This window comes from Microcystis sp. M31BS1 (assembly GCF_020245285.1).
GTDB classification, from domain to species: Bacteria; Cyanobacteriota; Cyanobacteriia; order Cyanobacteriales; family Microcystaceae; genus Microcystis; species Microcystis panniformis.
Genome location: NZ_JADBVE010000156.1, coordinates 1 through 26,150, shown reverse-complemented (window position 1 = coordinate 26,150; position 26,150 = coordinate 1). Strand labels below are relative to the sequence as shown.

Genomic DNA, 26,150 nt, shown 5'->3' with positions numbered 1-26,150 from the left:
TCTAGGTTAATCATGTTTTTAATGAGTGCTTTGCTTCTAATTATGACTCTTAAACTATATTATTGTCCTTGAGTAAAAAATGCAAGTTGTAGCCGTGCAAAGTATAGCTTGGTACAACCGAGGGGTTGCGTTAGGTAATCTAGGCAGATTAGAAGAAGCGATCGCATCCTACGATCGAGCTTTAGAATTTAAACCCGATTTCCATGAAGCTTGGTACGAGCGAGGGATTGCGTTATATAATTTAGGCAGATTTGGAGAAGCGATCGCCTCCTACGATCGAGCTTTAGAAATTAAACCCGATGACCATGAAGCTTGGAACAACCGAGGGATTGCGTTATATAATTTAGGCAGATTTGGAGAAGCGATCGCCTCCTGCGTTCGAGCTTTAGAAATTAAACCCGATTTGCATCAAGCTTAGTCTGACCGAGGGTTTGCGTTAGGTAATTTAGGCAGATGGGCAGAAGCGATCGCCTCTTACTACCAAGCGGTAGCCATTAAATCCGATGACCATCAAGCTTAGTCTGACCGAGGGTGGGCGATTTGTTCTCTGGGTAAAATAGGGCTAGATCAACTAACAGAATACAGCGATCCTTACCATTGGGCAGCCTATACCCTGACTGGACAGGACTAACTTATGGAAATTCCCAAAACAATTATCAATCTTGAAGCGCTGCTAATTGCCCTCGCACAGCAGACTGAACCCTTGCCAGAATATCTACAGCGATCGCTCAAAGAAATTGGACGATTACTAAGGTGTTAGGTTTCATGCTTCAACTCAACCTAAGTTCTATAAAAATTATCGGTAAACCCAAAAAAAAGGAAGCTAAATCATGAAAATTACTATCGATATTCCCGATGAATTGCTTCAACATTACAACTACAATAATCTTACCCGTGAAATTTTAGAGGCTTTGGTGGTGCAGGCCTACCGAGCGGAAAAAATCACCAGTGCCGAGGTCGGAAGTATTTTAGGTCTATCTTCTCGTTGGGTGGTGGATGCTTTTTTGAAAAACCACGATGCCGATTTACATTACGATGAAGTCGATCTAGACAGCGATCGCAAGACTCTTCAGCAACTTCGCAACAAACACGATCATAGTCTTTTATAGCGGGTTTCAGTTGAATGAGGTACAGCATGGATGACTAGGTAGGCTCTTTAAAAGGGGTATCGCAATAGCAACAATGGGTAAACCAGTGATGGATGTCTCGCAATGTAATCTGACTAAAGGCTTGAACGATAGCTTTTTCTAGATCAGCATAGGTACGAGGTGACATAGAACGAATCAGTATTTTCACTTTCGACCAACAGTTTTCAATGGGAGAAAAATCGGGAGAATAGGGAGGTAAAAACTCCAGTCTAGCACCGACTTCTTGAAGAATTGGTTCGAGGGTTTCTTTTTGATGAATCGAAGCATTATCCATTAATACACAAGCTCCTTTCCACAAGTTTGGAACTAATAATGTAGCAATAAATGCTTCAAATATTAAACCATTTGCGGCTCCAAATACATTGATAAAAGCCAGCAAGCCTTTGAGCGCTATCGCTCCAATTATCGTGACGTTTTTTCCTCGGTTTAACGGAACTGAATCATACACTCTCTGACCTTTTTCAGCCCTGCCATAAAGTCTTGTCATCCCTAGATTAGAGCCAGACTCGTCAACGAAAACCAAATCTTCCGCTCTAACATCTCGGATTTTCTCCCAATATTCTTCTCTTAATTTTTGCACTCTTTCCGTGTCTCTTTCCCTAGCGTGTAAGCTTTTTTTTTTGAGTTAAATTTAGCCGTTTTAAAATTCTACTGATTGTTGAGTTACTCACCACCGTCTGTGTTTTTTCCTCAATTTGTTTTCTTAACTCGTCTAAGGTGGCATCTTTCTTTTCTTGGACTAAATCGCCCAGCAAGATAATTTCGTCGCTCTTAAGCTTGAGTTTTTGTCCTCCACCATGCGGTCGGGGATTTAGATTTCCTGTTTCACGCCACTGCTTGATTAGTTTCTGGATAAAGCTTAAAGCTACTCTAAATCTTTTGGCTAACTCACGTTGTGAGAGGTTATTCTCCTCGTAGGTCTCGATGATCTTTTGTCGCAAGTCTAAAGAATAGGGCTTCATCGGGTCGTGGCTCCTGCCTAGGTCTATAATTTATTGTCCTCTTCTATTGTACCTCATGCAAGTGCATACCGCTATATGATAGTCGTTTCAATTAAATTGAAGATAGATTTCGCCTTTGATACCCCCTTGATCCTAGGGTTGATTCATAGTAGGGTTGATTCATGAATCAACCCTACTACCCTTAATAAGGGGGGCGCTGATGATTTTTAACACCTACCTACTTAAAACTACATTCCCATAATTTCGTAACCGGAATCTACATAAATAATCTGACCGGTAATACCACTAGAAAGATCACTGGCTAAAAAAGCGGCCGTATTTCCCACCTCAATTTGTGTCACGGTGCGATGTAAAGGAGCGATTTCTTCCACATGATGGATCATATCAAGAATTCCCCCCACGGCCGAAGATGCCAAGGTGCGAATTGGACCGGCGGAAATACCATTAACTCGGATCTTTTGACCACCTAATTCGGCGGCTAAATAGCGAACACTCATTTCTAAACCGGCCTTTGCCACCCCCATTAAATTATAGTTAGGAATTACCTTGACACCGCCGAGATAGGTAAGAGTGATAATACTTCCCCCTGCCGTCATCAAAGGTTTAGCTGATCGCGCTAGACGGGTTAGGGAAAAAGTGCTAATATCTAGGGATTTAGTGAAAGCTTCCCGAGGGATGGCGGTAAAATCGCCCGTTAAACCCTCTTTATCGGCAAAAGCGAGACAGTGAATCAAAATATCCAGTTTACCCCATTTTTCCGCCACTGTAGCGAAAGTATCTTCTACCTGTTGGTCATTTTGGACATCGCAGGGGACATAAAAAGCGGGATTAAGTTCATCGGCCAATTCTCGCACTTTTTTCTCAAAACGGCCCTTTTCGTCGGGGAGATAGGTGACACCGATATTCGCACCAGCTTGATGGAGTTGTTGGGCAATTCCCCAAGCGATCGAGCGATTATTGGCAATTCCCGTCACTAGGGCGTTTTTTCCCGTTAAATCTAACATAGTTCTCGTTTCTCTTACAAAAATCTCCCCAATAGCCGACCCCAGCGAGATTCGGTATAATAGGGATACAGATAAAGGGGCAGCAATGATCACCCCTCCCCCATTGTCTGGCAAAAAGCGCCCAAAACTTTTCCCAGTTTAGGGAGCGGTTATGTTTAATAGAGGTGACACTCGTTGCATAATAAAAACAATTTTCCCTTTTTTTGGATGTGAGATGGACTTATCATTAATACAAGATAAACCCCTAGCAGATGTGTTCCGTCGAATCGGCAGCGGCAATTTCCCCCCGGTGGTGGAATTGTTCGAGCGTGGCAAAACGATCTTTTTCCCTGGAGATCCCGCCGAAAGAGTCTATTTTTTGCTGAAAGGAGCCGTTAAGTTGTCGCGAGTCTATGAAGCGGGAGAAGAAATTACCGTGGCTCTACTGCGGGAAAATAGCGTCTTTGGTGTGCTATCCTTACTCACCGGCCAGCGATCGGATCGTTTTTATCATGCCGTGGCTTTTACTCCGGTAGAATTACTCTCGGCCCCGATCGATCAGGTAGAAAGATCCCTCCGCAATAATCCCGATTTATCAATGTTGATGCTGCAGGGTTTGTCCTCGCGGATTCTGCAAACGGAAATGATGATCGAAACCTTAGCTCACCGGGATATGGGTTCACGTTTGGTCAGTTTTTTGTTAATTCTCTGTCGTGATTTTGGGGTTCCCACCACCGATGGCATCCGGGTGGATCTAAAATTGTCTCACCAAGCGATCGCAGAAGCGATCGGTTCTACTCGCGTCACTGTCACCCGTTTATTGGGAGAGCTGCGGGATCAAGAAATGGTCTCAATTTACAAGAAGAAAATTACCGTCCATAATCCCGTCGCTCTCAGTCAACAATTTACTTAAATTCTGGATGACTAGCGCTTATATTTTGGTTTTGGCCATCGTGGTTTTAGGTGGTCTGATAGCGGCGGTTGGCGATCGCATAGGGAGCCGTATCGGTAAGAAAAGGATGCGTTTATTTAATCTGCGTCCGAAACAAACCGCAACTTTAATGACGATTGTAACGGGAATTTTGATCGCCGGCTCCACTTTAATTGTCTTGTTTGCTTCTAGTAAATCCCTGCGTCAAGGGGTTTTTGAACTGGATCGTCTTTTAAATGAACGTCGTGCCGCTATTAAGGATTTAGAAAGTCAGGTCAGAAAAACCACCGAACAAAAAAATCAGGTGGAAAAGGCTTTAAAAACAGCTAAAAGTGAACAGATAGCTGTGCAGAAACGTCTAGAGGTTCTTAACAAAAATTATCAAGCTTCGCGTCAACGTTTGCGATTAGTTTCGGGACAGTTGGAAAAGTTTCGGAAGGAAGTGGCTAATTTAAATAATGAACGAGTTATTTTAACTAATCAAAAGGCACAGTTAAGCAGTCAACGGGATCAATTGTTCCAACAAAAATCAATTCTTTCTAGTCAGATAAATCAACTACAAACCACCGTTAAAGTTAGAGATAAAGAGTTGGCTAATCAACAAAAATTATTAACAACCAGACAAGCGCGACTTCAACAGTTGGAAACCCAACAAAAAACCCTACAGCTAGAAATTGATCGCCGGGATCAACGCATTGGAGAACTTGATCGATCGATCGTCGATAAAAATTTAGCTTTGGAACAGCGTGAGGGAAAATTAAAAGATTTAGAAACCCAAATGGCTTTTCTTAAGCGGGAAGTGGAAGTTTTAGAACAATACTATCAAACCTATCAAGAATTGCGGGAAAAACAAATCGCTATTTTCCGGGGACAGGTGTTATCTTTTGGAGCTTTTCGTATTGTTGATCCCCAAGCTATTGTCACCGTTATCGATAAGTTATTGCGGGAAGCGAATATGAATGCTATCCGTGCCACCCAACCGAATCAGCCTAATTTTGACCAGCGTTTAGTTAAGATCACAAAAGCACAGGTAGAACAGTTAAGTCAACAATTACAGGACGGTAAAGAATATGTGGTGAGAATCCTTTCCGCAGGTAATTATGTCTTAGGAGAAACCGAGATTCGTGTCTTTGCTGATGTGGTTCCCAATCAAAGAGTTTTTGAGGAGAAACAGGTAATCGCTGCCGTTTCTATTGATCCGCAAAATATGACAGAAGAAGACCTGCAAAAGCGTTTAGATTTACTCTTAGCTTCGGCTCAATTTCGCGCTAGAAGTGCGGGAGTTTTAGGGTCAATTCAAGTGGAAGATGGTTTATTAACTACGGTAGTTAACTTTATCGATCAAGTCAAAAGGTCGGGTAATTCTATCGAGACACTTGAGGCAGTTGCTGCTAGTAAAACTAATACATCTGGACCCTTAACTTTGCGTTTGGTAGCGGTAAAAGATGGTAAAATTGTTTTTAGTACGTCCTCTTAAAAGATAGCTAAAGTTAGGAGTTGAGATTAAAATCAATTCCTTCGTAAATATCGACAAGATTTAAGCTAATTCCTAAAGAATCTAGGGATATAATTCCCCTTGCTGGGGTGTATTCTTGCAATAACCAATTATTCTCTGAGGTTTTGCTATAGGATTCTATTAGTATCTCCCCTTGACTGACGAGAAGATATTGGTTTAATTGGGGTATAGAACGATAATAACGAAATTTATCACCCCGATCATAACTAGAGGTAGAAGGGGATAAAACTTCGATAATTAGGCAGGGATTTAAAATTTCATCGTTGCGATTATCACTAAATAATGGTTCCCCGGCAATAATCATTAAATCTGGGTATAAACCGCGATTATATTGGGGTATCCATAGTCGCAAATCACTGGGAAAGACTTCATAAATAGTTTTCCTTAAAGCATTGTCTAACAAGCGAATTAAATTGCGTACCAGTCGATTATGATTGATGCTTCCCCCTGTCATCTCGATAATTTCTCCGTCGTGATATTCGTGTTTAACCTCGGCTATGGTTTCTAAATTACGATATTCTTCTAAGCTGAGGGTTTTGGTAGGAGATCGAGTTAGCATTTTCTCTGTCACAGAATTTTTAATCCTCCTGATTATAACCTAGATCACAGAAAAAAAGGTTATCATTCATAAATTATTCCTCAATTAAAATCAATTCCTTCGTAAATATCGGCAAGATTTAAGCTAATTCCTAAAGAATCTAGGGATATAATTCCCCTTGCTGGGGTGTATTCTTGTAATAACCAACTATTTTCTGATGTTTTGCTATAGGATTCTATTAGTATCTCCCCTTGACTGACGAGAAGATATTGGTTTAATTGGGGTATAGAACGATAATAACGAAATTTATCACCCCGATCATAACTAGAGGTGGAAGAGGATAAAACTTCGATAATTACACAGGGATTTAAAATTTCATCGTTGCGATTATCACTAAATAATGGTTCCCCAGCAATGATCATTAAATCTGGGTATAAACCGCGATTATATTGGGGTATCCATAGACGTAGATCGCTAGATTGAAGACGATAATTAGTTCCTCTTAAAGCTAATTTTAGCAGGACAATAAGATTAATGAGAATACTATTATGATTGATGCTTCCCCCTGTCATCTCGATAATTTCCCCGTCGTGATATTCGTGTTTAACCTCGGCAATGGTTTCTAAATTACGATATGCTTCTAAGCTGAGGGTTTTGGGAGGAGATGAAGTCAACATTTTTCTAGATTAGAGCTTCTTTTATTTAATCATAACACAATTAATGCTACCCATTTAATTCTAATTCCCCTTGGAGAAAATCAATAAATTGTCTAGCAGTTCTTCCCGATCGCCCATTATGTTGGGTTGCCCATTGTTTGGCACGAAATTCTAATTCTTCTAAGCTAATTTTTAATTTAGCTAAACTGGCTAAATGACGCACTATTTCCAAATATTTTTCTTGATTAGCAGGTTCAAAAGTGAGGGTTAAACCAAAGCGATCACTAAAGGATAATTTTTCTTGTACTGTGTCCCAATTATGCACTTCATCACTATCTTTTGGTTGTGGTCGATCCGCAAAAAATTCTCTGACTAAATGTCGGCGATTAGAAGTGGCATAAACTACGACATTTTTCGGTCTAGCGGTGACGCTTCCCTCTAAAACAACTTTTAAAGCTTTAAAAGCTTCATCGTCTTCTTCAAAGGATAAATCATCGACAAAGATAATAAATTTTTGGGGCAAATCTCGCAAGATTTCAATAATTAATGGTAGGTCTTTTAACTGCGATTTTGCCACTTCAATTAAGCGCAATCCCTGACTATGATATTTTTGCAATAATCCCTTAACCAGAGAGGATTTTCCTGAACCACGGCAACCATAGAGTAAGACATTTAAAGCGGGATAACCTGCTAATAAAAACTCAGTGTTTTTAATCAAGGTTTTCTTAGCCATTTCATAACCGACTATGTCTTGAATCTGCACGGGATCGGGATGAGTAATTCCTTGTAATCTGCCTTCTTGCCACCTTAAAGCTTGATAACGGGCAAAAATTCCTGTACCACATTCGCGATAATAATCGGCTAGGTCTTCAACTAATTCTCCCCAATCTGAACTGGAATGCAGAAAACTTTCTAATTTATTGTCCACTTCCCAAGCGGGGAAAATTAGAAATTTAATTTGTTCAAAAACCGTCGAATTACTTAAGCTATAAATGCTAGAGTTATAAAGAGATTGGAGGATAGATAAATCCTGTTTAACGCCATCAATTAAAGATTCAGGTAACTCCGAAACAATTTTTTTCTGTACCTGTTGACTAAAGGGATTATCATCTAATAAAATTTGTTCGACTAGAAAATCATTCCAACTGATATTTTTAGATGCTAAAGCTTGAAACAATTGACCATAAGCTTTGAGAAAATCGGCAACATTATCCGTAGATAATAGGGTAATAAATGCCTGGCCAATAGCATTATCAAAAACCCCTTGATACAAAACTAACAAGCTGACTTTTTTGTAAATTTCAGAGTTCATTTTTAATTCTCCACTAATAACTAAGATTTCATGGCCGCCTTTTGGCAATTCCTAATCCGATTTAATAATTGCCGCCTTGTAGCCGAGGGAATGCCAATCAGTTATTATACTACCAAGATAGGGCGATAAGTAGTTGGACAAAAGTAAAGTTAACTGTAGGGTAAGGAGTCAGGAGTCAGGAGACAGGAGTCAGGAGACAGGAGACAGGAGACAGGAGACAGCTTTTGTGTATTCTCCCCACTTGCCACTTGCCACTTTCAAGTCAGGAGTCAGTAAGAATTGCGGCAATTTACATTTCTTAAGATAGACAACAGAATTTATGTCCGACTACTTAGGGTTTGCTGAAAAAGTTTGTTGGTGGGGTTAGGAGTCAGGAGTCAGGAGTCAGGAGTCAGTAGCTGGTCGTTTCAGGCTTTGTTGCCCTCTTTTTTTTGTACCATTTTATGTACTACGAGAGGGATAATGCAAGGTTTTTGAGAGTCCCAATCGGATTTTCGCAGCATGAACATCGGATTTTAACAGGTCAAAAGCCTTATTTTAAAAGGGTTTTACCATTATTCAGCCAACCCTACTTATCTGCAACATTAAGGTTAAAAAGGGAGAAATGCCTACCGACTAATTCTTAGGATTTCTTGAATTGATTCTCGATAAAATTGATAACCTAGAGCAGTTATCTTAATGATGAGGTATGAGGTTTTCGTTTTGGTTACACATCATCTTGAGGAGAAACGCTATATTTGATAAAATTTAACCAATCTTGGATTTCCTGTCCTAACCAGAGACATTCATCCTCGCGGAGATTCTGGCCGATAAGATAATAATTTTTAGCCGTCCGCAGACGAATCTGATAGTTACCTTCTGTGCCATTGCTATGGAGAAAAATACCCCATAAATCTTGAGTTTTAAAAGCAAATTTTTTGTAGATAAAATTGAAGACTTTATATTTAATTAAAACTTCTTGAGGTGTAAGAATTAATTGCATCTCCCGCAAACAAATAAAACCAATTAGAGCTATAATAAAGGTAAGAATCGGGGAGATAAAGACAGTGACAGTAAGGACAATCGCCAAAGACCAGAGGGTAGGAGCATCGGAAAGTAGCTTAATTTTTGGGGGTAAATTAATCTCTAAATTATCCCGGCGTTTAGCGATACGGATGGAACTGTGGGGAGGTTTTGGTAATTTCTTAGGATCGATTAAACTTGAGGCTTGGCGATAGGAGGGATGTTGGAGAAATTTCAGGGCTTCTCTGGCACTTTTAAACCGCTTTTCTACCGCCATATCGGTCATAGTTTCTAACCAATCGATTAAATCATCATCGATTGTCACCAGTTGGCGAAATTGAATTTTAGAGTCGCGGTGGGGCAGTTCTATCGGCACAATTCCCGTCAATAAATGAATTAAAGTCATGCCCAAGGCATATAAATCAGAACCCGGAACTGCCCGGCCCCAAAATTGTTCTAGGGGTGCATAACCACTCGTTCCCACCACGGTAAAAGTAACTCCTGTTGCTGCACCCCTGGACTGGACTGCGCCAAAATCTACTAAATAAACGTTATTTTCTGAGTTAATAATTAAATTACTAGGTTTAATATCTCGATGTAATACTGGGGGCGATAATTCATGCAAATAAATGAGAATTTCGAGAACTTCTTGGGCAATATTCCGAATTACCGTAGGGGGGAAACGTTGCCCCCTTTCTAAGTGATCGCTTAAGGATTCTCCGGGTATATAATCTTGTACAAGCACAAACCAAGGAATCCCGTCACCTTGATTTTTATCGAGGGAAAAATAATCGCGATAGCGGGGAATACGGGGATGATAGAGAGAAGCTAAAACGGCGGCCTCTCGTTCAAATAATTTTAATTCTTCCCATTCCATCTGGGGACTAAAAGCGAGGAGTTTAATAATTACCGATTCCTGGGATAATACATCGGTAGCTAACCAAGTTTGACGACCGATAGCGGTATTGCCTAGGCGTTGTTGTAGTTGGTAACGTTCAGCTAAAAGAGAATCAGAAGTAAAGGTCATAGTGGCTTTTCCCTTATTTAGGGTCTGCTGAAAAAGTTTTTCCTGGGGACAGGGTGTGGGGTTGGGGGGGCCACACCCCACACCCCACACCCCACCCCTATAACTTATTTAGAAAAACCAGCCGTAGGAATGAAGTCCTTTACCTAAAAGATTCACCCCTAAATAACATACCCAAACCACAACAAAACCACTCGCCGCTAGAATAGCTGGTTTTCTTCCCTGCCATCCCCGGGTAATGCGGGCATGGAGATAAGCGGCAAACACTAACCAAGTAATTAGCGCCCAAGTTTCTTTCGGGTCCCAACTCCAATAGGAACCCCAAGCTTCATTGGCCCAAACTGCTCCGGCGATGATACCGATAGTGAGAAGGGGAAAACCGAGGCCAATGACCCGATAACTGATATTATCGAGGGTTTCCGCCAAGCTAAGACGTTGGGGCGAAAGAGTCGCCATCGCTGTTAAGGTGGGAGTTAAAAGGGCGGTTGGTCCACCGTTAGCCGTTTCCAGGAAAATTGGCGCAGAAAGAGTGGTAGATAACTTATTTTGGAGACGATAGGCCCCCGTACCCACGGAACTGCCTTTTAACTCGATATTTTGACCTCTCGTGACGATCAAAAAAGCGATCGCCATTAGGGAACCCACCATCAAAGCAGCATAACTTAACATCATGACGCTAACGTGCATCATCAGCCAATTCGATTTTAAAGCCGGAACCAAGGGAGCCGAAGTTTGCATTTCGCCTGGTAAAGACAAAGTGGCAAAAGCAGTAATCCCCATGGCCACAGGAGTCGTCACCACCCCCACCAGGCGACTGCGGCTATTGTACTCAGCAATTAAATGAACCGCAGTTACACCCCAAGCGAGAAAGAATAAAGATTCGTAAAGATTGCTGATGGGGAAATAACCCGCTTCTAACCAACGCGCCCCCAATAAAGCGGCGATACAGAGGTTAGCGATGGCCACTCCCGTGCTGCCTAAGCCAGGCAACAAAGGTATGCTAGGAAAGGCTGCCCCGGCCCAATAAACCAGCATAGTTAAAAACAGGACTAAAAAAGAAGTGTTATCGAGAAAGTTCTCTAAGCTAACTAAATTCATGGGATTTCTCTCGTTTGTCGCTCGCTCGCTACCAAGTATTCCATCCTCTATCCTATCCCATCGGTAAGGCGATCGAGATAGGGAATTGTTAGTATGAACTTTGTATTTTCACTCTCACCTGCCCTAAAAATTATGGCTAATCAAGAAGATAATAAATTTTCCTGGTCGCGTTGGCCGCGGTTAGGCAAAATCCTGATCATTTGTTCTGGTGTTGCCGTTTTAGGCTATTTTCTTATCCCTCGTCCCTCAGAATTGTCCAATATTCCCCTCGAACCCTACAGCGAATTTATCAGTAAAGTGGAACGGGGCGACATCAGTAAGGTCAGAATTGGCAATCAAGTCATCTATTATCAATTAAAAAATCCTTTAGAATCCCTGCCTATTCCGGGTAATCCCCCCGTTAATCCTCCAGAATCAAGTCATCCCTTTTACGGTGATTCTAGTTCTCTAGCGGGCAAACCGAGCAGTAATCTAGCCCCTGGACGAGTTTTTGCCACGATTACAGTTTATAACCCCCAATTACCCCAACTATTACAGCAAAAAGGCGTAATCTTCGAGGCGATTCCCGTGGCCGAAAACAGTTGGATCAGCACTCTCCTCGCTTGGGTGGTTCCTCCCTTAATTTTAGTCGCTGCTATGCAGTTTCTGTTCTATCGCAACGATGACACCCGTAAATCGCTGCTTTTTAATAAAAATCTCGCTAAAGTTTACGGAGACGGCGAAAAATATCCGATTACCTTCAGTGATGTGGCCGGGGCCGAGGAAGCAAAAACCGAGTTAAAGGAAATTGTCGAATTTCTCAAGGATGCCGAGCGCTTTAATAAAATTGGGGCGCGTATTCCTAAAGGTGTTCTCTTGGTCGGACCGCCGGGGACGGGAAAAACCCTCTTAGCAAAAGCGGTCGCGGGGGAAGCGGGAGTGACGTTTTTTAGCATTTCGGCCTCGGAATTCGTGGAGTTATTTGTCGGGACTGGGGCAGCCCGGGTGCGGGATCTATTTGCCCAAGCGAAGAAAAATGCCCCTAGCATCATTTTTATTGATGAATTGGACGCGATCGGTAAATCGAGAAGTTCGGGATCGGGAACTAGCGGCAGTAATGATGAGCGCGAGCAGACTTTAAATCAACTTTTGACAGAAATGGACGGTTTTAGCCCCAAAGAAGCCGTTGTCATCGTTTTAGCCGCCACCAATCGCCCAGAGACTCTTGATGCCGCTTTATTGCGTCCGGGGCGCTTTGATCGCCAAGTTTTGGTGGATCGTCCCGATTTAGCGGGACGATTGGCAATTTTGGAAATATACGCCCAACGAGTCCAGATGGGTGAAGATGTTAATCTCAAAGCGATCGCCACCCAAACCCCCGGTTTTGCCGGTGCCGATTTAGCCAACCTCGTCAATGAGGCTGCTCTCTTGGCCGCCCGCAATAATCGGGAAAAAGTCAGTCAAATTGATTTTAAAGAGGCGATAGAAAGAGTTATCGCTGGTTTAGAAAAGAAAAGTCGGGTTCTCTCCGAAAAAGAAAAGAAAATCGTCGCTTATCACGAGGTTGGCCATGCTTTAGTTGGCGCTGTCATGCCGGGAGGTGGTCGGGTGGAGAAAATTTCCATCGTTCCCCGGGGTTTATCCGCTTTGGGTTATACCCTGAAAATTCCCACGGAAGACCGTTTTTTGATGACAGAAACCGAATTTAAAGAACAAATTACTATGTTATTGGGCGGTCGGGCAGCCGAAGAATTAATCTTTGGCAGTGTCACTAATGGCGCTTCCGATGATTTACAAAGGGCGACGGATATTGCTGAAAGAATGGTGACAATGTATGGTATGAGTAAATCCCTGGGACCCCTAGCCTACGATAAAACAGGACAGGCTAATTTTTTAGGTAATAATCAGGGTAGTCCCCGGCGTTCGATCGGGGAAAATACGGCCAAAGCGATCGATGAAGAAGTTAAACAAATTATCGACGCTAGTTACCAAAAAGCCCTAGCAATTCTCAGTCACAATCGCAATTTATTAGAGTCCATTACCGCTAATCTTTTGACCACCGAAGTAATCGAAGGAGAAGAATTGCAAGAATTCTTAAATCAAGCGCAAATGGTCTGATCAATCCTCATAAATAGGGTCTGCTGAAAAAGTTTTTCGTGGGGAAGTGGGGAAGTGGGGAGAACAAAGCTGCCTTTTGCCTTTTGCCTTTTGCCTTTTGCCTTTTGCCTCTCCTCATAACTAGGGTTTGCTGAATAAATAATCGAGAATATCTAACTTAAGGAGAAGACAGAATCAAAGCATTTGAAAACTGATATTTCCCTGCTTTGACGGTTAATTTGCCCTTTTTCCAACCCAAAGAAACAGGAGAGTTATCTCGACTTAAACTGTTATAAAGGGCGAAATTTTTTGACCAATCGTGCTTTTGACCGTTACGAATTAACATCGGCAGTAGATTGATTTGATTATAGGTAAATTGTAAACTCTGCCCTTGACTGCCTTTAAATAAGAGGCTGCCTTGGTTAATTTGAGTTAAATTTACTTGACTTTTTTGCTTAAATATGCTCTTAAAATTCTCATAACTGCCCTGGGTTGCCGCTTCTCCCACTTCCAGAGCAAAACCCGCATAATTGTTACCTGTGGGTAAAGCTTGGTAGGTATTATCATCGGGATAAGGGGAATTAGGAATCTCGATCATTTCAGGAGAAGAAAGATTTATTAATCTCAGAGCTAACCAAGTTTTTTCTAATTGAATAAACCAGATATTATCATCTTTTTCTACCTTGGCGGTTTTCGGTAATTGCCAGAAAAAAGCTTGATCTGCTGGTCGTAACCAGATTAAAAGATTGCGATATTGTCCGATTTCATCCCCGGGATTTTTGCCCGGTTTTACGCCATTGTTGCCAGTGTTAGCCACAAAAAAATCCACCCCTTTGTCTTGATTAAAGGCCATTAATTTAAATGGGGCCACATCGCCATCGGGGAAAGTTCCCGCCAGACTACCCATTTGATAACTAGCCCCAATAAATTGAGTTTCCCAATAACCCGGACTCTGATTATTGCCCGGTTTCCAGTTTTCATACAGGGGTTTACTGGCGAGAATTTCTACCGGTTTATTAAAGTTTTTTCGGGCTAATTCCATCACTGCTAAAGGAGGACGATAACGACTGGTAATTAGATAAAGAGAGTCCAATTCCGGGCGATTATTGGCGACGGGAGTATCACCAAAGTATAACCAAAAAGCGCGGGCTGCGTGCGATCGCATTACGCCGTGGCCATCACCGTAATCACGTTTTACAGGGCCACCCCAACCACCCCGATAATATTTAACACTAGCGGCCATGGATAACCAATCTAAGGCCATTTTTGCCCATTGTTTAACTTCCGTATCTTGAGCAAAATCGTAGAGATTGAGATAGGGAGCAAAGGTATGACCGTGATAAACTTCTGAATCCCATTCTCCCATACCGATGTTATATAAAGCCGAAACGTAGCGCTTAATTTTGCTTTTATAGAGTTGACGAGTTGCTTCATTTCCTGTTTCTTCGGCCATCAGATAAACCGATGTTTCTCGCATCGCTCGCAGGTTATCAGTATTACGACTATCTACCCATAAACCCCGTCTTGTTATACTCCAATCATTACCCGTGCCTTGGCCAGTACCATGGATAGGATGGGGGCGTTGTAAAGGGTCAGTTTCTGTCCAAATTTTCGCCGCATTATACATTCTCTGACGATAAACAGGATCGAGATACTTTCCGAGAAGAAAATATTTTCTAATTTGTCCTTTCAGGGTAAAAGAAAAATAATAATCTATATAATCGGTGTGGGCCTGTTCTCGTTTTTGTGGGTCATCCTGCTGCAGGAAATCTAGGGCTTTTTGCCGGTTTCCTGCCAAGAAATCAAACATGGCCATAGGATAGGATCTTTTCTCGTTTTCTCCCCACAAATTGCCATAACTTTCTGCCTTAGCAAAATGGTTAATAACCTGCTTGGCCCTTTGTTGAAATTCTGCCTCTAATTCCGGTGTCCAATCGTTAAGATATTGGGGTTGAACTTCGGCAACAGGGAAGGAAGTGATCGAGTTTTGAGAAACAGAATAGAGGGAATTAAAGCCAATAGCAAATAGGGCAATTATTCCCGCTAAAATTAGATATTTAATTCTAGATCCAATCGTCATCTTCGGCAAATTCATCGATGTTTCCTTGATTTTCTGGGGACTGAGGTTGATTCTCTTTATCTAATTGTAAAGGAACTGGTTCAGGAGCGATAATTTCTGGTAATAATTCTTCGGGTTTTTGACCATCTACCTCCACCACAATTATTTCTGTGACGGGAAACCAAAGTATCCGGCCTTGATCATCACAAACCGTCACCGATCGAGATTTATCTGGAGCCTCCGTTGCGAAGAAATCTCCTAACATTTTGGTGGGTAAAATATTCTTACTTTCACCCCCACTAACTCCTAGGAATATATATTCGTTACCTGTGGTCAAATGTTGGACAATAATCGCCATAATTAAAAGGTTTTAGTCAATAAAATGTACTGATTGATAGTTGACTCTTGAATGATAAGTAGGTAGGCGTTAAAAACTATCAGATGCCCCCCTTATTAAGGGGGATCCCCCCGCCTATCGGCACCCCCCTTATCAAGGGGGGCAGGGGGGATCGAAGCTAAAATCCATTTTTAATTTAATTATAACCAGCTACTTAGCTTTCAGCCCTAAGCTTTCCACTGATAACTGATAACTGATAACTGATTACTGATTACTGATTACTGATAACTGATAACTGATTACTGCTTAACTTGACTGCCGTGACTGCGGGGATCAGTTTGACTAGCGCCCACAAGGATATTAAAATCAGAAGTCTCTCCCGTAGTGGTGGCATAGGGTAGGGTAGAATTAGTTAAAAGTGCTTCTAAATTAGCAGTTAAAATTGATTTTGGTTGTTCTCCGATCGCTTGGGCAACCGGTTGTCCTTGGTTATTTAAAAAGACAAAATGGGGAATACCATCCACACGATAACGGAGAATTTCTGGCAACCATTTATTATTATCAACGTTGAGCATGACAAAATTAATGGCATTACCGTATTGTTTTTTAATTTCGGCAATTTCAGGGGCCATCGCCTGACAACTGGTACACCAATTAGCATAAAATTCTGTCAGGGTGGGTTTACCATTGCTGAGGGCAAGCTCGAAAGGTGTCGCTTTTTCCGCTTGCGCTTCCAAAGATACGGAACTAGCGGTGGTTTGAAAGCCAAAGAAAATCGCTACACTAAGGATAACTGCCGTCACTGCCAGCAGCAGATTTCTGGTTTTGTTGGTGGGTGTGGTGGCTGTCATGGACATTTAATCAAAGTTTACTTTGTCCTATTGTAACGATTGCTGCGCTCTTTTAGTATTGGTGTCGATTGAGTTACAATTAAGTTAGAGATGGGTAATAATTATGACCGAAGAAAGACTCGATCGAATAGAGGGACAGCTAAAAAGGCTAGAAGGGGACGTTCATACAATTGAGGGGCGATTAGAAACTTTAGAAAGTAACCTTCAAAACATTGAAAAAAAGCTAGGAGACGTGATCAACCAAATCCGTGAACTTAGTCTTAGCATCGATACCTACCAAAAAGCTGATCAACAGGTAGTTAATTTGGCTTTTGGTCTAATCGTTGCCGCTACTGCTACTATTGTAATTCCAGCCGTTTTCGGCAAATAAGCAAAAAAAGATTCTTTGATCGGAAAGGCTGCATGAAAAAACGCGTTACTCTCACTTTTCCCAAAAAAGCCGTCCATATGCCCGTTACCTATCGACTGGCGAAGGATTTTAACATCGCCGCTAATATTATCCGCGCCCAAGTTGCCCCCAATCAAGTGGGAACATTAGTATTAGAATTATCGGGAGATATCGATGAGTTAGAAGCGGCGATCGAATGGTTACAATTACAAAATATTGGCGTTTCCCAAGTTAGTCGCGAAATCGTCATTGATGAAGAAAAATGCGTCGATTGTGGCTTATGTACGGGAGTTTGTCCCACGGAAGCTTTAACCCTTGATCCCGAAAGTTTTCGTCTTAAGTTTTTGCGTTCCCGTTGTGTGGTTTGTGAACAATGTATCCCCACTTGTCCCGTGGTGGCAATTTCCACAAACTTGTAAAGTAGAAATTATTAAATTAATTTTTTTGCCCATTTAAATAATAGCCATCTCTGGAGATTTTAAGCCTTCATTTGTCTCCAACCCGGTTAATCGTCACAAATATCCCCTTCCCTTTCTGCCTAAAGACCCTTTCTCCGATACCATAGTTAAAAAGAGATTGCTGACTCTGGCCACATCTGTGGGGATTACATACCATTAATCATGGTTTTTTTGCAAAAAATACAAAAAACTTGACATGACTTCTGCCGTTCCTCGCCTTTCCTATCTTGATAGTCCGATTGCTGATCTTCGCAGCCTCTATAACTTTATCCTCAACCCGCAACTGTTAGCCGCAGAAAAGGGAAATCGGTCGATCGTCAGTTTTTGTCAAAAAATTTCCCCCCTTGATCCCCTAGAAATTCTCTCTCGGATTGCTTCTAGCTATCCCACCCATTATTATTGGGAAAATCCCGAACGAGAAACCGCTTTTCTCGGCTACGGCATCGCCTTTGCTGCCACTTTCCACGGCAAACAACGTTTTTTAAAAGCTCAAAAATTTATTGAAAACTGTCAACAAAGAATTATCAAAATTGATAACTATAGCGAGATTACTCCCCGCATCTTTTGCAGTTTCACTTTTTTCGACTCGGAAACAGCCACCCCCTTTCCCTCAGCTAACCTAACCCTGCCTAAGTTTCAAATTATCAAAAAACAGTCGGAATATTTTTTCCTTACCAATCTCTTAATCACCGGCGAAAAAGAAATAGAAAAATCCCTCGAAGAAACTATTAATAACCTCAAAATTATCCAAAATAACTCGAGCAATTGCCGACAAAATCCCCGTCAGGATCCCTGTAGTTATTATATTCATCCTACCTATAATTTTCAAGCGGCTGTTGCCGATGCCCTCCAATCTATCCATGCTCAAAAATTTAGCAAAATTGTCCTCGCTCACGCTCTTGACGTGATTTCTCCCCGTCCTTTTCATCTGGTAAACTGTCTCGATAATTTGCGTCAGCGTCATCCTGATTGCTACACTTTTTCCCTCGGCAATGGACGGGGAGATCATTTTATCGGCGCTAGTCCCGAACGCTTGTTAACTGTCCATCAGGGGCAATTAATCACCGATGCTTTAGCGGGATCCGCCCCCCGGGGAGAAAATGCGATCGAAGATGCTCTCTTTGCCAATAAACTCCTCGCTAGTGAAAAAGAACAACGGGAACATCGGGCTGTTAGTGACTTTATTAACCAAAAATTGCGACAAATTGGCTTAAATCCGCAAAATTCTCCCTCTAGATTGTTAAAACTCTCCAATATTCAACATCTCTGGACTCCTATTCATGCCAAACTAAAACCCTCCATCCATCCCCTCGAAATTCTTGCTCAACTACACCCCACTCCTGCTGTTGCTGGGGTTCCCACCGAGATCGCTTTAGCACAAATTCGTCATTATGAAACCTTCGATCGCTCTCTTTATGCCGCTCCTTTGGGTTGGATCGATTGTCAAAATAATAGTGAGTTTATTGTTGGTATTCGTTCGGCCTTAATTAAAGGCGATCGAGCGCGATTATACGCCGGTGCGGGTATTGTTGCCGGTTCCGATCCGGAAAAAGAACTAGCAGAAATTCAGCTGAAATTTCAAGCTCTCTTAAAAGCTTTAACTTAAACTGTAAGTAAGTAGTTATAATTAAATTGAAGATAGATTTTGCCTTTGATCCCCCCTGCCCCCCTTAATAAGGGGGGTGCCGATCCCCCCTGCCCCCCTTGATAAGGGGGGTGCCGATAGGCGGGGGGATCCCCCTTAATAAGGGGGGTATCTGACAGTTTTTAACACCTACCTACTTAGCTTTTTAGCGAACTAATAACTTAAATAAGCCTAACTTCCCCTTAAAAGGCGGATATTTTAAAGCGGGATTGAACCAAAGAGGTGTTTTCATAATCGCTTTTTGGTGACTAAAATTCTCAAAGGAAAAACGACCATGGTAGCTACCGATACCGCTATTTCCCCGACCACCAAAGGGTAAACTAGGATTAGTAAAATGAAAACTATTGTTGTTAATACAACCTCCCCCAAACTGGACAGATTCTAACCATTTCTTTTCGGTTTTTGCCTTAGTAGTAAACAGATAAAAAGCTAGAGGGTTAGGGTTTTTAGCAATAATTGCTAAAGCTTCCTCAAAAGTGCTAAAGGCAATGATCGGTAAAATTGGACCGAATATTTCCCCTTGCATAATAGGAGCATCGAGGGAAACATTAGTTAATAAAGTTGGTTGAATATATAAATTTTCTCGATCGGTTTTGCCGCCAAAAACAATCTCACCATCTTGGAGAAAGTCAATCAGGCGATCAAATTGTTTCTCATTAATTATCTTACCATAATCAGCACTTAATCTGGCATCTTCACCGAAAAAATTAACAATAGTGTTTGCTAATTCTCTGATCAAATTCTCCTGCTGGGATTGATGTACTAAAACATAATCAGCTGCGATACACATTTGACCACAATTAGAGAATTTTGTCACGGCAATGCGACGGGTTGCCACGGAAATATTAGCATCAGCTTCGATAACACAGGGACTTTTTCCCCCTAATTCTAGAGTAACAGGAATTAACTTTGCTGCCGCTAGTTGATAAATAATTTTTCCTACCCTTGTACTGCCAGTAAAAAATATATGATCAAAGGTAAAACTGTCTAACATATTCGGAATTACTTCCGCACCATCTCCGGGTACAATTAACACATATTCTTCGGGGAATATTTCCTGAATTATTTTAACTACTAATTTTTCCGTCGCTGAGGCAAATTCACTCGGTTTTAATACCGCACAGTTACCAGCAGCAATAGCGCCAACTAAAGGCACTAATAACAATTGGAGGGGATAATTCCAAGCACCAATAATTAAAACCACTCCTAAAGGTTCCCGAATAATTTGACTGGAGGAAGGAAAATTTAAGAGATTAGTTTTAACAGTTTTGGGGTGCATCCATGAGCGCAAATTTTTTAAAGCGTTATTAATTTCCCCCAAAAGGAACCCATTTTCAGTAATCCAACAATCTTCGGGACTTTTCTTTAAATCCCTATATAAAGCTTGATATATCTCTCCTTCATATTTAATAATTGCCTGTTTTAAATTCTCTAACTGCTGACGACGGAATTGATAGGAACGAGTGGCACCACTAACAAAATACTGACGCAATTTGGCTAATTTTTCTGAGTTTGACAGCATCGAAATAATTCCCAAGTTAATAATGAAATTCTACGGCATCCACTGGGGACGAATTCCCGCTAGAGGCAATTCAATTAAATCAGATTTACTTGCTTTCACTCCATCTTGTAGGGGAGGAATTAACATCCACAAACGACCACCGATAATTGTTTCTCCTGAATCGGTAGTCAGGGGATTAGTCGGATTAGTATCATAACTGGTGCGAAGTTGATCAAAAATAATCGCTAAACTATCGGGAGATAAACTAATGTGAATATCACGATAATCGGCTAATTCCAGTAGGGGAGTTACTTGACCAGTCTTCACATCTATTTTAGCAAAATAGGGTTTTTCTTTGTACTCTTGACTGTTAGTAACTAACTCAGTTAACAAACAATATAAATCACTACCAGTGGCATTAAATTGACAATCTATAATCGAACCTTGTAGATTGAGTAAGCGTTTTTGTAATCCTTGATTATTGACATAAAAAAGCGATCGAATATAACGCATTTTAGCATTATCAGTATTAAAATTCACCATTGCCGCAGCCGTACCATCAGCAGAAAAATTCAAAATTCGCCCAAATTTTGGTAAAAAATCTAGGGGTTTTGTTTCAGTTTTTAAAGGCAAAAGGGCGATTCCTTCCCCCTGGGTGACAGCCAAAGTTTTACTATCAGGTGCGATCAAAAATTCTCCGCCTTGGATGTTTAATTGTTGGGGTTTTTCCCCCGATTTAACTGCCCATAAATCGAAGTTAATCGGATTGCGGCGCTCAATTCTCTGCACGACAATAGTTTCCCCATCTTTAGCTAAATCAAAATGATTATTTTGATAATCTTTATTGTCTAGCACTAACTCAATTTTTGGGGAAGATTGGCCAAAATCAACTTGGTAAAGCTGTAGTTCACGAATTCCCTCTATCCCCTGATTTTTCGCCACGGCCGAAAAGAGAATTTTTTTACCATCAGGATAGAATTCAAAAGCCATAACGGTCAAATTTGCGGGGGTTAAGAGGGTTTTCTTCTCCTCCGTCAAGTTATAAAAAATTAATCTTCCCTGTTCTTCCCCATTAGTGCCAATATAGGCAAAAGCACGATCGCGACTTTTAAATTCTCTTTCAAAAATTGCCAGGGTTTGTCCTAATCGATTACCGCTGCGAAATTGTTCCCGCGCACCTTCAATTTGCAGATGATATTTTTCTCCGTAGGGAATGGGAGAAGTGAGGGTATAAGCTAATCGTCTTCCGGCCCAACTAAACTTCCCCGGCAGCGGAGGATCGATAACTAGATTTTTTTCTACACTAGCATGATCCATGGGGCGATCAAAAGTGATAATAAATGCTTGATCTTCCGCGCCAATTTCTCGATTTTCCCAGCTAAATTCCTTGACCCTTAGACCTGTTTGTAAAAGACATTGATTACCACAGCTATTACCCAACCAAATTAAGCCGCCAATTACTAAGGTTAGGGATACAATTAATGTTATCGCTAATTTATCAATCGGTTGTAGTTGTAAGGTTTTCAGCATTATAGTAGATGGTTAGTAACAACAACTGCTCACTGCTCACTGATAAGTAGGGAGGCACAATTATTTGTAGGATGGGTTAGCGGTAGCGTAACATGATTGGGCGTTGGGTTTCATGCTTCAACCCAACCTACGTTCATCTTATATTTAATTCCACCCACCTACTTAACTGCTCACTGCTCACTGATAACTGCTCACTGATAACTGATAACTGATAACTGATAACTGATAACTGCTCACTGATAACTGTTAATATCCGTAGGGATCAACGGGAGTGGGTATAGGTTTCACGGATTTAGCCTTAATTACTAATTGTCTTCTGCTGGTGGATTTTCCCACCTCTACCGGTAAAGATTCCGTGGCCATTTCTCCAGTGATTTCTAACCAAGTATCATTGGGATATTGACCGCGACTTCCTGATAGTTTCACCGGTAAACCGACGGGATAAGCATCTACGGCACAACAGGTAAGAATAAAGCGACTAATTAATAAATAATTATCGGGTAATTGGGGCAATTGCACCACAAAACCTGTGACTTTTACCGGTTGTCCTGTGTAAGCATCAGGTTCGGGGTAAGCATTCAAAGTTCTTACCCATTCAATTAAACTTTTTTCCTCCGGTTTAACGGTAGTACCAAAGGATTGAGTTTGCACGCGAGTTAGGGGTAAAGATTCACTAATTCCCCTCTGTAATGCGATTTGACTGCTGAGGGGCTGCGGGGCGATAAATAGGCCTAAAAGGGCAGTTATTACTAATAAACCTGAGCCAAAATGTTGGGGAAGAATGGTAATATGCGATCGATTATCATTACTATCTAAATTAATCTTTTTTTGCCACTGTTTTAATAATGTCCAAAGCTTGACTAATCCTAGGGCAAATAAAGCAATACTGGTGATGAGAACCAGGATAAAATAATTAGGATGGATCAGTAAATTTAATTGTCCAGTTATCCAGTATTTAAATAGTAACGAACCCCAACCGATTAGGGCAATAATATCGATAAATTGGGGGGCGATTATTTTTAGACGTGATGAATTCATGGGAAAAACTATCTAGGAACTGACCTAGAATAAATAACTGTGAGCCAAGGTGAGTAAAAAAGTCATTTGCGCTGCTAAAGCAAAGAGATAAATTAACATTCTTGGTTTAAAAATAGACAACATTAAACCAATCCCTTTCAGGTCAATCATTGGACCAAACACTAGAAAAGCCAGCAGGGAACTACTGGTAAAACTAGAGGCAAAGGAGAGAGCAAAAAAAGAATCAACTGTGGAACAAATCGAAACAATGACCGCTAACAGCATCATGGCCAAGATCGAAGTAATCGGATCCTGACCCAAATTAAGAACAAATTCCCGGGGAACAAACACCTGTAAACCCGCCGCTATAGCACTTCCTAAGATTAACACTCCTCCTAATTCGCGTAATTCCATCACCACGTTTTCCAGAAAAGTTAACCAGCGCCTTTTCATCGGGATTGCTTGCACTGCCGGTAGGACAGCAGTAGCGGCAAAACTTTCATCTAAGCGCAAAGTTTGCCCGGAATTACCGATCAGAAAAGAACCGGATTGTAGTAGTAGTGGGATAGATTCTTTTTCCGGTGTTTGCGGTTGCCAATTGAGACTTTTTGCCAAAGAGGTTTGTAGGAGCGGTCGGGGATCTTTTTGGATACTAAAGATAATACCGATAACCGTAGCGATGAACAAAGAAAAGATAACTCGATAGAAAACAATTTCCGGTTGATCGCGAAAAGCTACCCAAGTGGACCAGATAACAATCGGGTTAATTGTCGGCGCTGCTAAGAGAAAACTAACCGCTACTGCATTCGGCATTCCTTGCACAAGTAAACGTCGCGCCACCGGCACATTGCCACACTCGCAGACGGGAAACAAAAAACCAATACATCCCCCCACAAATGCTCCTAAAACAGCATTTCGAGGCATCAGAGCAACTAGGCGACGTTCATCGACAAATATTAAAAGAATACTAGAGAGAATCACCCCTAGCAGTAAGAAAGGCATCGCTTCCACCAACAGGCTCAGGAATAGCGTAAAGGCATTTTGTAGTTGACTCATCTATCCTCGCCTTGGCAATTAGAGGTTTAAGGGTAAAGACTTAGGGACCCTAGAAAAAGGTTCATCTATCAGTTATCAGTGACCAGTTATCAGTTATCAGTTATCAGTGACCAGTTATCAGTTATCAGTGACCAGTTATCAGTTATCAGTTATCAGTGACCAGTTATCCGTTACCAGTTATCCGTTACAGCCTTTCTCGTCAAGATGAAGTATAACCCAATTTGGTATTGACGACCAACTCCCCAAAACGAAAACTTCGTACCTCACCATTAAGATAACTGTTAGAGCAGAACGTAGGTTGGGTTGAAGCATGAAACCCAACGCTGTTAGAGCAGATTTGAGTTTTCAGTCCACTGATTACTGTTTACTGATCACTGAACTAGAGGACTCGATTAAGTTTGCCGCTTTGATAACCTTCTAGATCGAGGGTGACATAGATAAAGCCTAATTTTTGCAGATCAGCGACTAATTCGCTTAAATTTGTCCGATTAATAAAGTCGGGAATTGCTGCTGCCGGTAATTCAATCCGTGCCGTATCGCCGCTCGATCGCACCCGTAATTGACGATAACCTAATTTTCGCAGATAAATCTCCGCCCGTCCGACTCTTTGCAATTTCTCCAGGCTAATTTCCTCCCCGTAGGGAAAACGGGAACTTAAACAGGGTTGCGCCGGTTTATCCCACCAAGGTAAATTTAAGTAACGAGATAGTTGACGAACTTCGCTTTTTGTGATAGCAATTTCCGCCAAAGGTGAACGAGCGCCGCGCTCCCTAGCGGCTTGAATTCCGGGACGATAATCCCTTAAATCATCAGCATTAACGCCATCGATGACGTAGGAATAACCACGAGCGAGAGCAAGGGGTTTAAGGGTGTCGTGTAGCTCACTTTTGCAGAAATAACAGCGATTAACGGGATTACTGGTGTAATTGGGGTTATTCATTTCCTCGGTTTCCACCAATTCATGCCGAATACCGATATAATCGGCCTGAGCGATCGCTTCTTCTAATTCTTCCGGCAGTAGGGAAGGGGAAACCGCCGTAATTGCCAATGCTTGACTCCCTAGCAGATCATAGGCCACTTTGGCCACTAGGGTACTGTCCACGCCCCCAGAATAGGCAATCAGAGCTTTTTCGCTGGTTTTTAAGAGGTTTTGTAATTGTCCGAGTTTATCAAGTAATTGACTGTCCATGGCGGCGATTTTGGCAACTGGTTTAGGGAGACCGTTTTTTATATTGGGTATAGACAAGTAAGTAGGTGGGTGGAATTAAATATAAGATGAACGTAGGTTGGGTTGAAGCATGAAACCCAACGCCCGATTATGTTACGCTACCGCTAACCCATCCTACAAATAATTTTGCCTCCCTACTTAGCTTAAGCCACTTGTCCCAAGAATTTGCGGCAATGAGGTAAGTAGTCGTGCAAAATAAATTTCCTAGTCAAGATAGGCACTCATGCAAGGGGCAAGAGGTGGTTAGATATGTGTAATTAATTTTGCCTAGGTACTTAGTATAATTATAAATGTCTTTTAGCTTAACCCTCTCTACATGACAACAAATCTCACAGACTATAAACATATTGCAATTGATCATCGGGGAGTACCAATAATTGCGGGTTCTACCCTGAAAGTGATTGATCTAGTTATGGCACAAATAGCCTACGGTTGGACTCCAGCAGAAATTCACATTAACCATCGTGATTTAAGTATGAGTCAAATTCACTCAGCATTAGCTTACTATTGGGAACATAGAGATGAATTAGATCAAGCTATCCAAGCTGATTTAGAATTTGCCCAAAAAATGCGAGAAAAAGCTGGAGATTCTCCCTTTGTTAACCGACTTAAAGCACAGGCAATAAAGTAGTGAATCTCAAACTTTAGGCTCTTCGGGACTTGGTATGGTTCGATAGGGGGGCATAAATCGACTAAATCCTTATCTGGTAAGGGATTTAATTGATTAGTTCACTCTAGATCGCAAACAATTGACAAAAATTGCGGTAATGTCTGTCTCTATAAGGGTTTCATTCCTTATAACCCCGTCCATTGCATAAGACAAACCGAAGAACC

The 26,150-nt window shown here is 41.5% G+C and carries 25 protein-coding genes and 1 pseudogene; 10 read left to right on the top strand and 16 right to left on the bottom strand.

The window, feature by feature from the left end:
* Positions 1-106 precede the first annotated feature (106 nt).
* The 3 genes and pseudogenes from IM509_RS08815 to IM509_RS08805 form a co-directional block, all read left to right on the top strand.
* Positions 107-631: pseudogene (locus tag IM509_RS08815) on the top strand (tetratricopeptide repeat protein); the annotation flags it as partial.
* A gap of 3 nt (positions 632-634) precedes the next feature.
* Entirely contained in the window at positions 635-760 is a 126-nt protein-coding gene (locus IM509_RS08810; RefSeq protein ID WP_260441204.1) for a hypothetical protein, read from the top strand.
* Positions 761-830: 70 nt separating this feature from the next.
* The gene (locus IM509_RS08805; protein WP_004163807.1) at positions 831-1,109 is read left to right on the top strand and encodes a UPF0175 family protein; all 279 of its coding nucleotides are present in this window, start codon (positions 831-833) and stop codon (positions 1,107-1,109) included.
* A gap of 34 nt (positions 1,110-1,143) precedes the next feature.
* Here IM509_RS08805 and IM509_RS08800 read toward each other — a convergent pair whose 3' ends face one another.
* The 3 genes from IM509_RS08800 to fabI form a co-directional block, all read right to left on the bottom strand.
* Positions 1,144-1,728 carry an IS630 family transposase gene (locus IM509_RS08800; RefSeq protein WP_002759745.1) on the bottom strand — a complete coding sequence of 195 codons (585 nt, stop codon included), beginning with the start codon at positions 1,726-1,728 and terminating at the stop codon, positions 1,144-1,146.
* 19 nt (positions 1,729-1,747) lie between these two features.
* Positions 1,748-2,110, bottom strand: a complete 363-nt coding sequence (locus IM509_RS08795) for a helix-turn-helix domain-containing protein (RefSeq protein WP_002759746.1) — start codon at positions 2,108-2,110, stop codon at positions 1,748-1,750.
* 227 nt (positions 2,111-2,337) lie between these two features.
* On the bottom strand, positions 2,338-3,114 hold the full coding sequence (fabI, locus tag IM509_RS08790; protein WP_052278238.1) for an enoyl-ACP reductase FabI: 777 nt from the start codon (positions 3,112-3,114) through the stop codon (positions 2,338-2,340).
* A gap of 214 nt (positions 3,115-3,328) precedes the next feature.
* Between fabI and ntcA the strand changes: the two genes are divergently transcribed.
* A complete protein-coding gene (ntcA, locus tag IM509_RS08785; protein ID WP_002793163.1) occupies positions 3,329-4,006 on the top strand; it encodes a global nitrogen regulator NtcA in 678 nt (225 codons plus the stop codon).
* 7 nt (positions 4,007-4,013) lie between these two features.
* A complete protein-coding gene (locus tag IM509_RS08780; RefSeq protein WP_052278239.1) occupies positions 4,014-5,501 on the top strand; it encodes a DUF3084 domain-containing protein in 1,488 nt (495 codons plus the stop codon).
* Positions 5,502-5,514: 13 nt separating this feature from the next.
* Here the strand turns inward: IM509_RS08780 and IM509_RS08775 are convergent, their stop codons facing one another.
* The 5 genes from IM509_RS08775 to ccsB all read right to left on the bottom strand — a co-directional run bounded on the left by IM509_RS08775 (position 5,515) and on the right by ccsB (position 11,170).
* A complete protein-coding gene (locus IM509_RS08775) occupies positions 5,515-6,099 on the bottom strand; it encodes a Uma2 family endonuclease (RefSeq protein ID WP_052278240.1) in 585 nt (194 codons plus the stop codon).
* Between the two features lie 80 nt (positions 6,100-6,179).
* On the bottom strand, positions 6,180-6,755 hold the full coding sequence (locus IM509_RS08770; protein ID WP_052278241.1) for a Uma2 family endonuclease: 576 nt from the start codon (positions 6,753-6,755) through the stop codon (positions 6,180-6,182).
* A gap of 46 nt (positions 6,756-6,801) precedes the next feature.
* Complete coding sequence (locus tag IM509_RS08765; protein ID WP_185236972.1) at positions 6,802-8,046, bottom strand: ATP-binding protein; 1,245 nt, start codon at positions 8,044-8,046, stop codon at positions 6,802-6,804.
* 706 nt (positions 8,047-8,752) lie between these two features.
* Positions 8,753-10,075 carry a serine/threonine protein kinase gene (locus IM509_RS08760; RefSeq protein WP_052278585.1) on the bottom strand — a complete coding sequence of 441 codons (1,323 nt, stop codon included), beginning with the start codon at positions 10,073-10,075 and terminating at the stop codon, positions 8,753-8,755.
* Positions 10,076-10,183: 108 nt separating this feature from the next.
* Positions 10,184-11,170, bottom strand: coding sequence for a c-type cytochrome biogenesis protein CcsB (ccsB, locus tag IM509_RS08755; protein ID WP_052278242.1), 987 nt, complete (start codon positions 11,168-11,170; stop codon positions 10,184-10,186).
* A 132-nt stretch (positions 11,171-11,302) separates the two neighbouring features.
* Here ccsB and ftsH point away from each other — a divergent pair, with 132 nt between their 5' ends.
* Positions 11,303-13,267, top strand: a complete 1,965-nt coding sequence (gene ftsH, locus IM509_RS08750; RefSeq protein WP_052278586.1) for an ATP-dependent zinc metalloprotease FtsH — start codon at positions 11,303-11,305, stop codon at positions 13,265-13,267.
* Between the two features lie 157 nt (positions 13,268-13,424).
* On the opposite strand, the gene IM509_RS08745 is transcribed toward ftsH, so the two are convergent.
* The 3 genes from IM509_RS08745 to IM509_RS08735 all read right to left on the bottom strand — a co-directional run bounded on the left by IM509_RS08745 (position 13,425) and on the right by IM509_RS08735 (position 16,493).
* Positions 13,425-15,341, bottom strand: a complete 1,917-nt coding sequence (locus IM509_RS08745; RefSeq protein WP_052278243.1) for a hypothetical protein — start codon at positions 15,339-15,341, stop codon at positions 13,425-13,427.
* Positions 15,310-15,663, bottom strand: a complete 354-nt coding sequence (locus IM509_RS08740) for a hypothetical protein (protein ID WP_002772182.1) — start codon at positions 15,661-15,663, stop codon at positions 15,310-15,312. Before IM509_RS08740 ends, IM509_RS08745 begins: the two co-directional genes overlap by 32 nt.
* A 278-nt stretch (positions 15,664-15,941) precedes the next feature.
* Positions 15,942-16,493 carry a thioredoxin family protein gene (locus IM509_RS08735; RefSeq protein ID WP_043995638.1) on the bottom strand — a complete coding sequence of 184 codons (552 nt, stop codon included), beginning with the start codon at positions 16,491-16,493 and terminating at the stop codon, positions 15,942-15,944.
* A 103-nt stretch (positions 16,494-16,596) separates the two neighbouring features.
* Between IM509_RS08735 and IM509_RS08730 the strand changes: the two genes are divergently transcribed.
* From IM509_RS08730 to IM509_RS08720, 3 genes are all read left to right on the top strand, one after another.
* The gene (locus tag IM509_RS08730; protein WP_002760351.1) at positions 16,597-16,863 is read left to right on the top strand and encodes a ssr2422 family thylakoid membrane protein; all 267 of its coding nucleotides are present in this window, start codon (positions 16,597-16,599) and stop codon (positions 16,861-16,863) included.
* A gap of 32 nt (positions 16,864-16,895) precedes the next feature.
* Positions 16,896-17,300 (top strand): NIL domain-containing protein, encoded by a 405-nt coding sequence (locus tag IM509_RS08725; protein ID WP_002760353.1) that lies wholly within the window; start codon positions 16,896-16,898, stop codon positions 17,298-17,300.
* A 235-nt stretch (positions 17,301-17,535) separates the two neighbouring features.
* Positions 17,536-18,945: an isochorismate synthase gene (locus IM509_RS08720; RefSeq protein ID WP_072925127.1), complete on the top strand. Its 1,410-nt coding sequence runs from the start codon at positions 17,536-17,538 to the stop codon at positions 18,943-18,945.
* A 184-nt stretch (positions 18,946-19,129) separates the two neighbouring features.
* Here IM509_RS08720 and IM509_RS08715 read toward each other — a convergent pair whose 3' ends face one another.
* From IM509_RS08715 to larE, 5 genes are all read right to left on the bottom strand, one after another.
* Positions 19,130-20,506, bottom strand: a complete 1,377-nt coding sequence (locus IM509_RS08715; protein ID WP_185236971.1) for an aldehyde dehydrogenase — start codon at positions 20,504-20,506, stop codon at positions 19,130-19,132.
* Positions 20,507-20,536: 30 nt separating this feature from the next.
* The gene (locus IM509_RS08710) at positions 20,537-22,015 is read right to left on the bottom strand and encodes a hypothetical protein (protein WP_072925132.1); all 1,479 of its coding nucleotides are present in this window, start codon (positions 22,013-22,015) and stop codon (positions 20,537-20,539) included.
* A gap of 246 nt (positions 22,016-22,261) precedes the next feature.
* Positions 22,262-23,053 (bottom strand): TIGR03943 family putative permease subunit, encoded by a 792-nt coding sequence (locus IM509_RS08705; protein WP_052278246.1) that lies wholly within the window; start codon positions 23,051-23,053, stop codon positions 22,262-22,264.
* 24 nt (positions 23,054-23,077) lie between these two features.
* Positions 23,078-24,088, bottom strand: a complete 1,011-nt coding sequence (locus IM509_RS08700; RefSeq protein WP_002793150.1) for a permease — start codon at positions 24,086-24,088, stop codon at positions 23,078-23,080.
* 379 nt (positions 24,089-24,467) lie between these two features.
* A complete protein-coding gene (gene larE / locus IM509_RS08695; RefSeq protein ID WP_052278247.1) occupies positions 24,468-25,277 on the bottom strand; it encodes an ATP-dependent sacrificial sulfur transferase LarE in 810 nt (269 codons plus the stop codon).
* Positions 25,278-25,632: 355 nt separating this feature from the next.
* Here larE and IM509_RS08690 point away from each other — a divergent pair, with 355 nt between their 5' ends.
* Positions 25,633-25,947: a DUF433 domain-containing protein gene (locus IM509_RS08690; protein WP_052278248.1), complete on the top strand. Its 315-nt coding sequence runs from the start codon at positions 25,633-25,635 to the stop codon at positions 25,945-25,947.
* Positions 25,948-26,150 lie beyond the last annotated feature (203 nt).

Excerpts from the sequence above, each read along its gene's own strand:
- IM509_RS08715 (WP_185236971.1), bottom strand. The coding sequence starts at position 20,506 with ATGCTGTCAAACTCAGAAAAATTAGCCAAATTGCGTCAGTATTTTGTT.
- IM509_RS08760 (WP_052278585.1), bottom strand. The coding sequence starts at position 10,075 with ATGACCTTTACTTCTGATTCTCTTTTAGCTGAACGTTACCAACTACAA.
- IM509_RS08805 (WP_004163807.1), top strand. The coding sequence starts at position 831 with ATGAAAATTACTATCGATATTCCCGATGAATTGCTTCAACATTACAAC.
- IM509_RS08775 (WP_052278240.1), bottom strand. The coding sequence starts at position 6,099 with ATGCTAACTCGATCTCCTACCAAAACCCTCAGCTTAGAAGAATATCGT.
- IM509_RS08720 (WP_072925127.1), top strand. The coding sequence starts at position 17,536 with ATGACTTCTGCCGTTCCTCGCCTTTCCTATCTTGATAGTCCGATTGCT.
- IM509_RS08795 (WP_002759746.1), bottom strand. The coding sequence starts at position 2,110 with ATGAAGCCCTATTCTTTAGACTTGCGACAAAAGATCATCGAGACCTAC.
- ccsB (WP_052278242.1), bottom strand. The coding sequence starts at position 11,170 with ATGAATTTAGTTAGCTTAGAGAACTTTCTCGATAACACTTCTTTTTTA.
- IM509_RS08740 (WP_002772182.1), bottom strand. The coding sequence starts at position 15,663 with ATGGCGATTATTGTCCAACATTTGACCACAGGTAACGAATATATATTC.
- ntcA (WP_002793163.1), top strand. The coding sequence starts at position 3,329 with ATGGACTTATCATTAATACAAGATAAACCCCTAGCAGATGTGTTCCGT.
- IM509_RS08725 (WP_002760353.1), top strand. The coding sequence starts at position 16,896 with ATGAAAAAACGCGTTACTCTCACTTTTCCCAAAAAAGCCGTCCATATG.
- IM509_RS08690 (WP_052278248.1), top strand. The coding sequence starts at position 25,633 with ATGACAACAAATCTCACAGACTATAAACATATTGCAATTGATCATCGG.
- IM509_RS08810 (WP_260441204.1), top strand. The coding sequence starts at position 635 with ATGGAAATTCCCAAAACAATTATCAATCTTGAAGCGCTGCTAATTGCC.
- IM509_RS08735 (WP_043995638.1), bottom strand. The coding sequence starts at position 16,493 with ATGACAGCCACCACACCCACCAACAAAACCAGAAATCTGCTGCTGGCA.
- IM509_RS08700 (WP_002793150.1), bottom strand. The coding sequence starts at position 24,088 with ATGAGTCAACTACAAAATGCCTTTACGCTATTCCTGAGCCTGTTGGTG.
- larE (WP_052278247.1), bottom strand. The coding sequence starts at position 25,277 with ATGGACAGTCAATTACTTGATAAACTCGGACAATTACAAAACCTCTTA.
- fabI (WP_052278238.1), bottom strand. The coding sequence starts at position 3,114 with ATGTTAGATTTAACGGGAAAAAACGCCCTAGTGACGGGAATTGCCAAT.
- IM509_RS08705 (WP_052278246.1), bottom strand. The coding sequence starts at position 23,053 with ATGAATTCATCACGTCTAAAAATAATCGCCCCCCAATTTATCGATATT.
- IM509_RS08780 (WP_052278239.1), top strand. The coding sequence starts at position 4,014 with ATGACTAGCGCTTATATTTTGGTTTTGGCCATCGTGGTTTTAGGTGGT.
- IM509_RS08730 (WP_002760351.1), top strand. The coding sequence starts at position 16,597 with ATGACCGAAGAAAGACTCGATCGAATAGAGGGACAGCTAAAAAGGCTA.
- IM509_RS08745 (WP_052278243.1), bottom strand. The coding sequence starts at position 15,341 with ATGAATTTGCCGAAGATGACGATTGGATCTAGAATTAAATATCTAATT.
- IM509_RS08765 (WP_185236972.1), bottom strand. The coding sequence starts at position 8,046 with ATGAACTCTGAAATTTACAAAAAAGTCAGCTTGTTAGTTTTGTATCAA.
- IM509_RS08770 (WP_052278241.1), bottom strand. The coding sequence starts at position 6,755 with ATGTTGACTTCATCTCCTCCCAAAACCCTCAGCTTAGAAGCATATCGT.
- ftsH (WP_052278586.1), top strand. The coding sequence starts at position 11,303 with ATGGCTAATCAAGAAGATAATAAATTTTCCTGGTCGCGTTGGCCGCGG.
- IM509_RS08710 (WP_072925132.1), bottom strand. The coding sequence starts at position 22,015 with ATGCTGAAAACCTTACAACTACAACCGATTGATAAATTAGCGATAACA.